We start from the raw sequence: 12,870 nt of genomic DNA on the forward strand, positions 1-12,870 counted from the left end.
CGCAAGGTCTCAGCTTTTGGTGCGCGTCAGCCTCGCGGTCGCAGGAGTTCGCGCAGGTTTTGGGTCAGCTCCTTATAGGGGCGCGTCGTGAGATCCTTGGGAATCTTATCGACCACTTTTTTGGCAGTCTGCGCAGAAAGATTGGCCTGCAAGGTGCCCAGGAATCCGGGTTCGGCGACCAGAATGAGGGATTGGTAGAGGTGGTTGGTGCGCCCCTTATCCAAGACCCGGGCGACGGTCTTGGCGAAGCGTTCGGCGGCCTCTTCTTTGGCTGACGCCTCAGCGGACATCGCGTGTCGCCCTGAGCCTTTGCGGTCAAAAGCGCGCCCTGGCTTGTCGGCCGACAGGGCCCGATCCGAGACGCGTGCCTCAGGGTAAACGAGCGGTTCGAGTTCTTGCCATGGGTGACCGTTGGCTGGCACGGCATTGGGTTTTGCGACAATTCGGGCACGCGTCCGATCAGCGACCAATATCCACGTGTACTCCATAGGTTCGAGGCTCCCTTGTCGTCCTGCATTTGAGGGCAGATTGGATCCGTCGATGACCATGCTACGCCCCGCCGCCCCGATGCGGAAGCGGCGCATAAGACACGGATTTTAGACGCGTTTTGCTCGGCGTTCATTGTGCTGAGTCTTCCTCTCCGGTTTATCGACCGACAGGGCGCACCTTTTGCGGGATAAGGCCGCCGCGCCGCCTGTCCTCGTTGCGATCTGCGTGTCATGGGGCGCGTGAGCTTCGGCCCTTCGGCGCTTTTCAGGGGCTGGGAACCTCAGGTAGCATGGCCGTCATCGGGGCTCGCGGCTCGCCTGGGTGTGATGGGGCGGTCTTGTCACCTCTCGGGCCTCGCCTAGGCCTGCAAGCTCCGGCCCCGCTTCAGTTGTGCTCATCGGCCGATACCAGCGCTCTGGTGCCTGGACGGTGGGCTGCATAAGTCCTTAATGAATTAACTAGGGTGGCGCCGATCGCTTTCCATAGAGGACGGCACCGCTCGCCAGATGGGAGGTGGTATGGACGTACGCGCGGCGGTCGCCTACGCGGCTGATCAACCCTTGCAAGTGGAGACCGTGCAGCTCGACGGGCCGCGGGCCGGTGAGGTGTTGGTCGAGATCCACGCGACTGGGGTCTGCCATACCGATGCCTATACCCTGTCCGGCACAGATCCGGAGGGCCTCTTCCCCACGATCCTGGGTCACGAGGGCGCGGGCGTGGTCGTGGAGGTGGGGCCCGGCGTGCGATCGGTACGGCCGGGTGACCATGTCATCCCCCTCTACACCCCGGAATGCCGGGTCTGCGAATACTGTCTGAGCGGCAAGACCAACCTCTGCCAGGCGATTCGCGAGACCCAGGGTCGCGGCGTGATGCCTGACGGGACCAGCCGCTTCTCTATCGGTGGAAAGCCGCTCTTTCATTACATGGGTACGAGTACCTTCGCCCAATACACGGTCCTGCCCGAGATCGCGGTGGCGAAGATCCGCGAAGACGCGCCCTTCGATAAGGTGTGTTATATCGGCTGCGGCGTGACGACGGGCATCGGTGCTGTGATTTATACGGCCAAGGTGCGTCCCGGCGACAAGGTGGCCGTGTTCGGTCTCGGCGGTATCGGGTTGAACGTGATCCAGGGAGCCCGCTTGTCGGGGGCGGACATGATCATCGGCGTCGACATTAATCCCAATAAACGCGCCATGGCTGAACGTTTCGGCATGACCCATTTCGTGAATCCGCGCGAGGTCGAAGGCGATCTCGTGTCCTATCTAGTGGGCCTGACCCAAGGTGGTGTTGACTACAGCTTCGAGTGCATAGGGAGTGTGGCCACGATGCGGCAGGCCCTGGAGTGCTGCCACAAGGGCTGGGGCACGAGCATCATCATAGGCGTAGCGGCAAGTGGTGAGGAGATCCGGACGCGCCCCTTCCAGCTTGTGACCGGACGAAACTGGCGCGGTTCGGCCTTCGGGGGCGCGCGTGGCCGGACCGATGTGCCGAAGATCGTGGACTGGTACATGGAGGGCAAGATCAATATCGACGACCTGATCACGCATACGCTGCCCTTGGCCGAGATCAACACCGCTTTCGATCTCATGCATCGCGGTGAGTCGATCCGGTCTGTGCTGACTTTTTAGGATGCCCATGCCAGCTGACTTGAAGCTCTTAGAGGATCACGCAAGCTTCGGCGGGCGCGTACGTCGCTATGAGCACGCCTCGGAAAGCTGTCGCGGACCCATGCGGTTTTCGATCTATCTTCCGAGGCAGGCGGCCGCGGCGCGCGTCCCTGTGGTGTATTTCCTTGCGGGACTGACCTGCACGGAGGAGACCTTCATGATCAAGGCAGGGGCGCAGCGCTATGCCGCGGAGTGGGGGCTCGCGCTCGTGGCGCCCGACACGAGTCCACGGCAGACGGGCATACCGGACGAGGCGCGCGATTGGGATCTCGGCGCCGGCGCCTCTTTTTACGTCGACGCCACCGAGGAGCCTTGGGGTCGTCATTACCGGATGCGGCGCTATATCAGTGAGGAACTTCCGGCCCTGATCGCCGCGTCGTTTCCCGTGGACTGCGAGCGTCAGAGCCTCTGCGGGCATTCCATGGGGGGGCATGGGGCCTTGAGCACGGGCCTGTGCCATCCCCATCGTTACCGCTCCCTGTCGGCCTTTGCCCCGGTGTGCGCCCCGAGCGCCACGCCCTGGGGTCAGAAGGCCTTTCGGGCCTTCCTGGGGGACGATGATGCGCAATGGCGGGATTACGACACGATTGCGCTCCTGAAAGCGCAGGGTGGGCAGGTGTGTCTACCCATATTGGTGGATCAGGGCTGCGATGACCCCTATCTCGAGCGGGAGCTGAAGACCCAATGGCTCGAAGGCCTGGGCGGCGGTGCACTCACCTTGCGTTGGCATCTCGGTTACGACCACAGCTACTTTTTCATCGCCACCTTCATCGGCGATCACTTAGCCTTTCATGCCCGGCACTTAGGTCTCGCGTCCCGCGACCCCGTAGCTTGACGCCCCTCGATAGGCCGCAAGTCCCCTGCTCGCGTATGATGGAGGGGTCCGTCCTCACCTTTATGGGGCGGCATTATGATGCCGCCGGCGGGTTCGGCGCGGGCCGCATCTCTTGGATAACGACTGATCGGTGAAATTGTGTCGCTTACGCTCATACGTCCCGACGATTGGCATGTTCACTTACGCGATGGCGCGATGCTGCGCGCGGTCCTGCCCGATACGGCGCGGCGTTTCGCCCGCGCCATCGTCATGCCCAACCTGAAGACGCCGGTGCGCACTGTGGCCGAGGCCCACGCCTACCGCGAACGGATCCTGAAGGCACGGCCGGCGGGATCCGATTTCGAGCCGCTCATGACGCTCTATCTGACCGACAATACGACGCCCGCTGAGATCGAGCGCGCGCGGGCGAGCGCCCATATCCATGCGGTCAAGTATTATCCGGCGGGCGCCACCACCCATTCCGACTCGGGCGTCACTGACATCGAGCGCTGTTATGACACGCTCGCGACCATGGAGGCCGTGGGCCTGCCCCTGCTTGTGCACGGCGAGGTCACCGATTCTGCGGTGGATGTCTTCGATCGTGAGGCGATTTTTATCGAGCGGGTCCTTGCACGGATCGTCACCCGCTTCCCGCGCCTGAAGGTGGTCCTCGAGCATGTGACGACCGCAGACGGGATAGCCTTCGTGCGGTCCGCCCCGGAGACGGTCGCTGCGACCTTGACCGCCCACCACCTGCTTTTGAATCGTAATGCCATGTTTCGCGGGGGGATGCGCCCGCACGCCTATTGCCTGCCGGTCCTAAAGCGCGAACGCCACCGCGTGGCCTTGGTCGAGGCGGCGATCTCGGGAAGCCCCAAGTTCTTCCTCGGGACGGATAGCGCGCCCCATGCGCGCGCCACCAAGGAGGCGGCGTGCGGCTGCGCGGGTCTTTATACCGCGCACGCCGGGATCGAACTTTATGCTGAGGTCTTCCAGGCGGTAGGCGCTTTGGGGAGGCTCGAGGCCTTTGCGAGCCTCCATGGTCCGGCGTTTTACGGCCTGGCGCCCAATCGCGATCGCATCACGCTCATCGAGGCCCCTTGGCCGGTCCCACCGGCCATCGATCTTGCCGCGGTGGGTATCGCTGACAGCCTAGTCCCATTCCGGGCGGGTGAGACCGTGGCCTTTCGGATCGAAGGGGCGGACGCATGATATCGTCCGAGGCCTACGGCCTGTCGGATGCGCGTCAGGGATCGCAGCCTGCGGATGAGCGAGTCGTGAAGGGTGTCTTCGTTACGGGCACCGACACTGGGGTTGGCAAAACCCTCGTCAGTGCCGCGCTCGTCCGCGCTTATGCGGCGCAAGGTCTGCGCGTGGCCGGGCTCAAGCCGGTCGTCTCCGGCATGGTCGAAGGGGGGCTCTATGAGGACGTCGAGGCGTTGAGGCGGGCGAGCGTGCCGCCGCGCACGGTGGGCGACTGCGCGCTCTACACCTTCCCGCCGGCCATCGCCCCACATTTCGCCGCCGGGCAGGCAGGATGTCGCATCGATCTTCAGGCCATCGAGCGCTTCGTGCGGGAGCAGGCGCGGGACGTGGAGCGGGTGGTCGTGGAGGGCGCGGGGGGCTTTCTGGTGCCGCTCACGGCCACTGCGGGCTTCGCTGACCTTGCGGCGGCGCTCGGTTTACCTATCGTGCTGGTCGTGGGCTTGCGGCTGGGCGCCATCAATCATGCCCTTTTGACCTGCGAGGCGATCCTGGCCCGCAAGTTGCCGCTCGTAGGCTGGGTGGGCACATGGCTTGCGCCGGATCTCGCGGCCGGCACCCTCGAGGGCCTGCGCGATCATATGTCGGTGCCGTGTCTTGGCATCATTCCCTATCACGCGCCCCTCGATCCCGAATTCGCAGCTCGCCATCTCATAATCCCTTGAGGGTCTCGCTCAAAGTTCGGGATGCCGCCCATCATGGGCGGTTTTCCGCTGCGAGGCCGGGTCTTTCGTGTCCCGCCCCATAGGTCCTTCTGGCGAGGCGCTCACTTGCGCTTCGCGTTAGGTGGACTGAAGGGGAGACATTCTGCTTGTGGGGAGGGTGTACGCGTCCCTGCGTCCCGTTGCCGTCCTGGCCCCTTGGTTAGTCCTGGTTTCAAGTTCTTGTGATGATGTCGAAGTCCCTTTCTGTCCAGGACCTGCCTATTGTGGCGGAGTTTGATGGCGGAGACGTGAACCCGCTGTGACAGACAGGTGTCGCTTCTCGGGCGGCCCCATCTTTCCCAGGGGCGCGGCCGTCGAGCGAGGTCTGGCGCCGCGTTGGGGCGAGCGCTGCCTGGGGTCGTTGGGTCGCGGCACAGGCGCCCTTGCATGTCGGGTGAGCGAGACGATGGGGGCCAGGACGCGCGAGGCGCGGCCCGATCAGTGCATGGTCCGGTGACCGCGTCTTCCGCTGCGAGGCACGACCGCGCGCGCCTCGCGCGTCATCGTTTGCGGGGCCCGCCGACCGGCGTCGGATGCAGGCCCTTTCTCTTGCGCTTCCGACCCCGGTCCTTGCTGTGTGATGTGGTCGCGCAGCAGGCGCTCGAGCGTTCGACGGGCTTCAAGGTACCGAAGCGAGCCCGCACAGTTTTGCGCGCATTCTCGAAGGTGCGCGTGGGCGCCCCCGAGCACCGTGTTTTCGAGGCCCTGCGTATGTAGGTAGGATCCGAGGCCGCAGGGTTCGGCGAGGATGGTCTTTAGAAACTCCGGCCGTGGTCCCGCAAGCCCTACGAGCGCATCACGCATGATCATGGTGGCATAAGCGCCCAGCGCGGTGCGTGGGTGGCGCGGCTCAATGGCAAGCGGTGTACGCCGCCAGCGCGCGAGGTCGCGCGCCGTCATGGGGCGCGCAATGGCGTAGCCTTGCCCGAAGTCGGCCCCGAGGATGCTCGCGGCCTCTATGAGGCCTTCGCTTTCGAGCCCCTCAACTGTGGCGCGGATCCCCACGTCGTGCGCCAAGTGCGTCAGATTGTATATGAAGTGCAGCGCTTTATGGGGTGCCTGCGCGGCGGTCGTTACGAGGCTATGATCGATCTTTACATCATCCACGCCCAGTTGTTCCATGCGCGCAAGCGAACTGTATCCCGATCCGAGGTCGTCTTGGGCGAGCTTCACGCCGAGCGCTTTCCAGAGGGGGAGCAGTTGTGCGCGCGCTTGCTTGGTATCGATTTCGCCGGTCTCGAGCAGCTCGAACGTTATCCGTTCGGGCTCAATCGGAAACTCCCGAAGGGTTTCCCGGGCGATGTTTAGGTATTCCATGTCGGCGAACGCCTGGGTCGGCAGGTTTATGGCCGCCGAGGTGGTAAGGCCCGCCGCGCTTAGGTCCTGCAGGTCGAGCAACGTGCGACGCAGACCGAGTGCGAAGAGTTGGCGCAACTCATGTTCACCAAAGGCCGGCAGGAAGTCGCCGGGGGAGATGTAGGTCCCGTCATGCCCATCGAGGCGCGCCAGGGCCTCGACCTTCACGAGGGCGTCGGTCCGCAAGTCGATCACCGGCTGATAGAGCATTACGAGGTCGCCCCGCCCCAAGGCCTCGCGATAGGCTGAGCGCGTCGAGTAGCTGAGGACGCGACCTGGGCCCGTACTATGCGCTATGGCCGCCTCGAGGGCGGCGCGTACCTGCTTCAAGAGATTGGCGCGCTGGGGTGCCGCAAAATAGCCGGGCCAGGCGTGAAAGAGGCTTAGCAGCGCGTATGAGCACCCTGTGCTGTCGGTAAGGGGAATGGTGGCCACAGAGGCGTAGCCTAACTGACGCGCGTATTCGTGCCAGATCGCAAGCGTGGGGTCGGAGTCTATGGAGATGATCTGTTGAATCTCATTGCTGCGCCAGGCGCGGCCCGCCGGTCCGCGCCCCCGCGGATCATCGGCGTGTATGCTCGGGGCGATGTTTTCGTTGATAAGGGACGCGACATGGCTTTCCGCATTATTGCCCACTACGATCTCGTGCTGGATATCGCCGCGGCTATCGGGTCGGGCAAAGGCGGCCGTGACCATGCCGGGAAGTTCCGTCAAGATGTCGAGCGCCCAGCGGATCCGATCATTCAGAGTGAACGCCCCGTGTCGCAGGCCGGATATTTGCGAGAGGGCCCGCTGTTCAGAGCGCACGAGCGCCTCGCGCCCGCGCACATGGGCGCTCAGATTGGACATAAGCCGCATCGTCACGGCCGAACGTATGCGCATACGCTGCTCCGGGTCGCCGATCCGGGACTCGAGGCTCTGATGCAGTCGTTCCAGGTAAAGCGCGTAGGAGTCGACGAGCCAGCTGGCCTTGACGTCAAGGAAGCCATAGACCTGGCCGATGTCGACCGACTCCTTATCGTGCGTCTCGCGATCAAGATCAGGATCGAGGATACGGTGCAACTGCGCAAGGGGCCGCTCCTGCGTCTGCGCGAATTGCTCCGGCGTCAGAAGCGCGATCACGTCTTTGGGGCCCGCATGTCGAAAGAGTCCTCGATAGAAGGCGCTGATCAATTCTTCGTTGATATCCGAGACGTGCCGCTGCGCTATGCCGAGAAGATGCTGCGCGTGCGGCCCAAAGGGGTCGAGGTCCTCGTTCATCATGACAGACTCCCGTAACGACTAGGTGCGGTATGGTGGTAGATTCCGCGCATAGCGCAACCCTCCAGCCTCGCCCGTAACGAGCAAGGTCATTCCTTTAATAAATCGACCATAAAGTCGTATTTGTCAAGAGCTTAGGTCAGCCCCGGCCATGCCCTAAGGGCTGCGGCGTCGTCATCATTGAGTTCGAGCTTTCAGTGATCAGGGCGAGGAGTTTTCGTTGGTCTCACCGGGTAGGGGATGGGCGAGCCGGTCGGCATTTTCCTCGCGTTGAATCTCGGTGCAGAGGAGGTGTTCGACCTGTCTGTGGGCCTCCTCGTGATGTTTCGGGTCGAGACCGTCTCGTATGGTGTCGGTCAACGCTCGATAGGCCTCCTTCAGGGCCGCATTCTCCGGCGTCGTCGTCTCGATGTAGGTGGCGATAGCGCACGGTTCGGCGACCACATGGCGTGCCAGGGTGGGGCGCGTCTGCGCGAGGCCCAGGAGCGCTGCGCGCAATAGCAGCGCTGCGTAGGCCCCGAGTGCTGTGAGCGGTTGCTCGGGCGCCACGGACAGACGAAAGGCGCGGCTCCAGGAGGAAAGGGCGTTCGCCGTTATGGGACGGCTGATCGCATATCCTTGGCCCGCATCCGCGCCGAGAATGGTGGCGGCCTCTATGAGTCCGCGGCTCTCGAGACCTTCGATCACCACCGAAAGCCCGACGTCGTGCGCAAGGCGTGTTAGGTGGTGAATGAACTGCAGGGCCTTGCGGGGCGAGCGAGCGACGGTGCTGACAAAGCCCTGATCGATCTTCACTTCATCTACCGCCAACCGCTCCATCCGCAAAAGCGAGCTATAGCCCGATCCGAGATCATCTTGTGCTAGGCGCACGCCCAGTTCACGCCACTGGGCGAGGATTCCCCGGGTCGGTTCTCCCGGTTGGATGTCGTCAGTCTCGAGGATCTCGAAGGCAAGGCGACTGGGGTCGATGGGCATTTCGCCAAGCGTGGTCTTTGCGATCTCTAGATATTCCAGGTCGGCGAGCGCCTGTGCGGGGAGGTTGATGGCCACTGCGGTCAAAAGGCCGCGTGCCTCCCATTGACGCAGGTCAGTAATGGCCTGTCGCAGGCCGAGCGCGAAGAGGCGGCGCAGATCGCCCGCCCCGAAGGCGGGGAGGAAGTCCGCGGGCGGTATGTGGGTGCCATCGGGGTTGTTGAGTCTCGCGAGGGCCTCGACCTTGGCGAGGCGCCCGGACTTCAGATCGATGACCGGCTGGTAGAGGAGGGTCAGAGCGCCATGGGCTAGGCGCTCGCGGTAATCGGCGCGCGCCGTGTAGTGGATGGTCGGGGCATACCGGCCGAGTCGCGCGATGGTGGCCGACAGTACCGAACGGAGCCTATCGAGAAGATTGTTGCGGTCGGCTGTCGAGAAATAGCCGGGGGCCGAGTGGTAGAGCGAGAGGATGGCTTGGGGTTCGCGGTTCGCGTCCAAGATGGGCATGGCGACGTAGGAGACGTAGCCGAGTTCGCGGGCGATCTCGCGCCAGGGCGCAAACGAGGGCTCGCGGAGGATCGTCAGGCTGCGTTGGATCTGTCCGGACCGCCAGGCGCAGCCCGAGGGCCCACGCCCCAGCGCGTCATCGCCATGGATGTTGGGGAGGCGCTGATAGTTGGCGAAGGTCGAGGCGTGACGTTCGACGGTCGCGCCGATGACGATCTCGTATTGTAAGGTGCCATACTTGTCCGGTTTGGCGAACGTCCCGGCGACCATGCCGTCCAGCGTCAACAAGGTGTCGAGCAGCGCGCGGGCGAGGTCACTCAAAGTCGTGCAGGTCTCGATCAGACGCGTGATGGCACCCATCACGCGTTGTTGGCTCTTCATGACCTGCCGTTGGCCTGCGACGATACCGCCGAGCGAGACCATAAGGCGCGACACGAGCGTGTCTTGCAGGAAACGACGTTCTTGTTCGGGAAGGGTCCAGTGTTCGATATGTCGGCGAAGGACTGAGATGAGTTCGTCATAGGTTTCGACGAGCCACGCGTTTTCGACGCCGATATAGGCCAGGATGCGCCCCATTTCCCGCGCCGACTGGCGTAAGGCATGTTCCTTGAGATCGGTATCTAGCAGCCGCGACAAGGGGTGCGCTCCGAGGCTCTCCCAAAAGTCATCGGGGGTCAGCTGGCTTATGACGTCGTCTGCGCCCGCGCGCGCCACGAGTCCTCTTTGGAAGGTTGCGCACAAGTCGCACGTGAGGGCCTCCGTGTAGGAGGCCGGTACACGACCGAGCACATCGGAGGCCTGGGGCCCGTAGGCGTCGACGGCGTCATGCATGGGTGTGCCCCGGTTCGTATCCTTGCGCGTCGCCGTCTCTCTGTCCGGTGCCGGGAGTCCCGGTCCGCACACCCCGTGGCTTTACAAGGCGCCTTGTCGGGGGCGCTTGCCATGTCCTCCGGACGCGATCATTGTTGGATGGACTGATTCTCAATAGGTGACGCTTCCTTGCTTGTCAAGAAAAGACCCCCGGGGGGATCTTGGGAAAATCGGGCGCGTGGACGCCAGTCGAGGGCTTTCGGGAGCCGGGACCGGAGATGTCCTTTCGCGCGCCGTGGATGATCGCCGGGCGCGTACTCGGGGTGCTTTGTCTCTGAAGCGGCGTAAGGGGCGGGCATGCAAGGCAGCACTCACTTGGCCCGCGAACAGGATGCCGGCGCTCGTCGCCGGCAGATGGGCGGCGCGCATAGCCTGCATAGTCCAGGTATTGCACGTATGGAAGGCATCGTAGGTGTCGGTGGAGGCAAAGAACAGCCCCCGATGGCCATGGGCCCCGAGGGCCTCGAGTCCGCCATGCGCCGTATGCGCCAGGGTGCGGCCGAGGAAACCCCGCAGACCCCGCCAATCGCGTGGTGTGAGACGCAGCCATATCACGTGTTGCGTATCGGCAGGACGTGGCCGCCAGCCCTTGACGTAGACCACGCTCCGCGACGGAAAAAGGGCGGCGAGGCCGGTCAGCGGACCCGGGTGGCGGGCCATGTAATAGCGTCGCTCGCCCCAGCCGATGACCGCGAAAGGATCCCCCGCGAGGTCCACACGCAGGGGGCGTAGCGCGCCCGAAAGCCGGGTTTCGGGGACCACGAGACCTGTATGCCAGCCCTCGCGCAGCACGCCCAGGGGTGGACCTGAGGCAAGCCCGTGCGCAGGCAGGGCCCGTACTGAGGGGCGCGCGCAGGCGCCGAGCAAAAGGATGGTCACGGCGATGGCAGGTGCCAGAGCGTGGCGGCGCGCGCCATACCGTGCCGCGCGCGCCGCCTGCCTCTTGGCACCAGGCACCCTCTGACCATCTCGGTGCGGGGTGCCTCCTGGGCTCAAATCAACGCATGATGGGCCGTCACTCACCGCGCCCCTCCAGGGCCTCCAGGGTTCGGCCTGCGGGCTCCACTGGGTAAAGGCGCGTCACCCAGGCACCTACCAGAGCGACCCCGGCCATGAGGATCAAGACATTCGCGAGCCCCAAGGCGTTCTCGAGCCGCGGGAAGAGGATGGCCGATATCGCTGCGCCCAGGCGTGAGACGGCCGTAGCGAGGCCGCCTGCGCTTGCGCGTAATTCGGTCGGGAATATCTCTACGGCCAGCGCCATGGCAGTCACCCCCGGACCGATGCCTGTTCCCAGGGAATAGACAGCGGAGCCTGCGTAGACGTTCAACGCCTCATGGAAGGCGATACCGAACGCGAACAAGATCAGCCCTGCACTCATGAGTGTGAATCCGGCAAACTGCAAAGGGATGCGACCCCAGCGGTCCAAGCGCTTGTAGATGAACAGGATGCCGAGTGTCGATACCAACAGGAAGGCGGCATTGATCGCGGAGGCGGCGGTGTTGTTGCCGGCCAGCCCTTGCATGCGCAGAACGAGCGGAAAGTAGAGACCGATACCAAGGCCCACGATATCGAGACAGGCCCAGGGAATGAGACTCAAGGCAAGCCGCGCGCGCCAAGGGGCGCGCAGTAGGTCACGCAGTGGCCGCCGCGTCCCTTCGAAGCCCGTGAGCGCCTGATCGATTTGTAGGTCACTCCAGTCGGGGTGCAGCCGCCGCAGGGCCTCGTCGGCTTGCGCGCGTCGGCCATAACGGACGAGCCAGCGTGGCGATTCCGGGATGCGGCGGCGCAACCACAGTAATACCAGCGCCGGCAGCAAGGCCGCGCCTAGCATGAATCGCCAGGAGTCGGGTCCAATAGCGAGCAGTGCGAGCCCTAAGACGGTCGAGGCCAGGGCCCCGAGGTACCATGCGACATTGATGCCTGCAAACCCCCGTCCGCGCGCGCCTTGGGCGCTATATTCGGCGACGACCGTGGCCACCAGCGGGTAGTCCATGCCGATGGCGAGCCCGACTACGAAGCGGCCGAACCAGAGGCTGGTGAGGCCCATACTGGCGGCGCTTGCCAGCGCCCCGAGCGCGTACAAGGCCACATTGGGGAGGAGCAAGGCGCGGCGTCCAAAACGGTCGACCATACGGCCGCCCACAAGGCCACCCACAAGCGATCCGATGAGGGCCGCGGCCATGAGGTTCCCGATCGCCCCGGCGTTGAGATGCCAGTCGGCCCGCAGGGGCAGTAAGGCGATCGCCATGATGCTCAGATCGAAACCGTCGAGAAACATTCCAAGGCTCGCCGCCCGCACCGCCTGCCGCGCGAGGCGGTCGGGGCGCGCGTGCGCGCTCGGGGCCTCCCTGATCTGTACGGGCTGCGTCGTGCTCGTGGTCTCGTTTTTGTTGCCAGGATCGGCCACTTCACTCCCCCTAGTGGTGTCCGCGCGCAGGCGCGTCCGCGGGCAGTCTATCAAAACTCGTAGAGGCGGTATGCGGGCCCGGGCGGGCCCGATGGCCGCGCGGAGCCGTCGGGGTCTCCGTTACGACGTACGCCTCCTGCGGACCTTGCGAAACCCGAGCGCGCGACGCTAGCCCCATGCGGTGGGGGCTGTTATTCTTAAAAAACGGCGTGCGGTTTGATTGGGAAATGGGGATGAGATTCAAGGTTTTGTTGGCGGCATTGAGAAAGCAATGGATCGCGGAGCGTACACGCTGCCAGAGTTGCGGGATGCCGGTCATCTACGACAAGAAGCATCGGCCGGGCAGCCCTTATTGCAGCTATTGCCATGACGGTGAGTCCTTTGTGAAGGAGATGGGGCTTGCCGAGATGCGCTCGCGCGTCCGACAACTCCTCGAGACACGCAAGGCCTCGCCCTTGGTGCGTTTTTATATGCACTGGCGACTCGCCACCCTGAGACGCTGGCGGAAATCCCCCGGCCTACGCTGATGCAATCGGCAATGGTGTCGGCGTTCGCCGT

10 protein-coding genes are annotated in these 12,870 nt (G+C 64.1%); 5 read left to right on the plus strand and 5 right to left on the minus strand.

Annotated features, from left to right (window positions below; translation table 11 throughout):
• Nucleotides 1–26: 26 nt before the first annotated feature.
• Complete coding sequence (locus ACYCTF_RS02670; protein ID WP_461283361.1) at nt 27–488, minus strand: host attachment protein; 462 nt, start codon at nt 486–488, stop codon at nt 27–29.
• A gap of 519 nt (nt 489–1,007) precedes the next feature.
• Here ACYCTF_RS02670 and ACYCTF_RS02675 point away from each other — a divergent pair.
• From ACYCTF_RS02675 to bioD, 4 genes are all read left to right on the plus strand, one after another.
• Nucleotides 1,008–2,117: an S-(hydroxymethyl)glutathione dehydrogenase/class III alcohol dehydrogenase gene (locus tag ACYCTF_RS02675; RefSeq protein WP_461283362.1), complete on the plus strand. Its 1,110-nt coding sequence runs from the start codon at nt 1,008–1,010 to the stop codon at nt 2,115–2,117.
• A 7-nt stretch (nt 2,118–2,124) separates the two neighbouring features.
• On the plus strand, nt 2,125–2,991 hold the full coding sequence (fghA, locus tag ACYCTF_RS02680; RefSeq protein ID WP_461283363.1) for an S-formylglutathione hydrolase: 867 nt from the start codon (nt 2,125–2,127) through the stop codon (nt 2,989–2,991).
• Nucleotides 2,992–3,126: 135 nt separating this feature from the next.
• The gene (gene pyrC, locus ACYCTF_RS02685; RefSeq protein ID WP_461283368.1) at nt 3,127–4,182 is read left to right on the plus strand and encodes a dihydroorotase; all 1,056 of its coding nucleotides are present in this window, start codon (nt 3,127–3,129) and stop codon (nt 4,180–4,182) included.
• The gene (bioD, locus tag ACYCTF_RS02690) at nt 4,179–4,898 is read left to right on the plus strand and encodes a dethiobiotin synthase (protein WP_461284515.1); all 720 of its coding nucleotides are present in this window, start codon (nt 4,179–4,181) and stop codon (nt 4,896–4,898) included. Before pyrC ends, bioD begins: the two co-directional genes overlap by 4 nt.
• 477 nt (nt 4,899–5,375) lie before the next feature.
• On the opposite strand, the gene ACYCTF_RS02695 is transcribed toward bioD, so the two are convergent.
• The 4 genes from ACYCTF_RS02695 to ACYCTF_RS02710 all read right to left on the minus strand — a co-directional run bounded on the left by ACYCTF_RS02695 (nt 5,376) and on the right by ACYCTF_RS02710 (nt 12,312).
• On the minus strand, nt 5,376–7,556 hold the full coding sequence (locus tag ACYCTF_RS02695; RefSeq protein ID WP_461284516.1) for an EAL domain-containing protein: 2,181 nt from the start codon (nt 7,554–7,556) through the stop codon (nt 5,376–5,378).
• A 198-nt stretch (nt 7,557–7,754) separates the two neighbouring features.
• Nucleotides 7,755–9,863 (minus strand): EAL domain-containing protein, encoded by a 2,109-nt coding sequence (locus tag ACYCTF_RS02700; protein WP_461283760.1) that lies wholly within the window; start codon nt 9,861–9,863, stop codon nt 7,755–7,757.
• Between the two features lie 150 nt (nt 9,864–10,013).
• Nucleotides 10,014–10,859: a DUF2459 domain-containing protein gene (locus tag ACYCTF_RS02705; protein WP_461283761.1), complete on the minus strand. Its 846-nt coding sequence runs from the start codon at nt 10,857–10,859 to the stop codon at nt 10,014–10,016.
• Between the two features lie 58 nt (nt 10,860–10,917).
• Nucleotides 10,918–12,312, minus strand: coding sequence for an MFS transporter (locus ACYCTF_RS02710; protein ID WP_461283762.1), 1,395 nt, complete (start codon nt 12,310–12,312; stop codon nt 10,918–10,920).
• Nucleotides 12,313–12,545: 233 nt separating this feature from the next.
• Between ACYCTF_RS02710 and ACYCTF_RS02715 the strand changes: the two genes are divergently transcribed.
• The gene (locus tag ACYCTF_RS02715; protein WP_461283763.1) at nt 12,546–12,839 is read left to right on the plus strand and encodes a zinc ribbon domain-containing protein; all 294 of its coding nucleotides are present in this window, start codon (nt 12,546–12,548) and stop codon (nt 12,837–12,839) included.
• Nucleotides 12,840–12,870 lie beyond the last annotated feature (31 nt).

It is taken from the genome of Acidiferrobacter sp., from assembly GCF_054609335.1.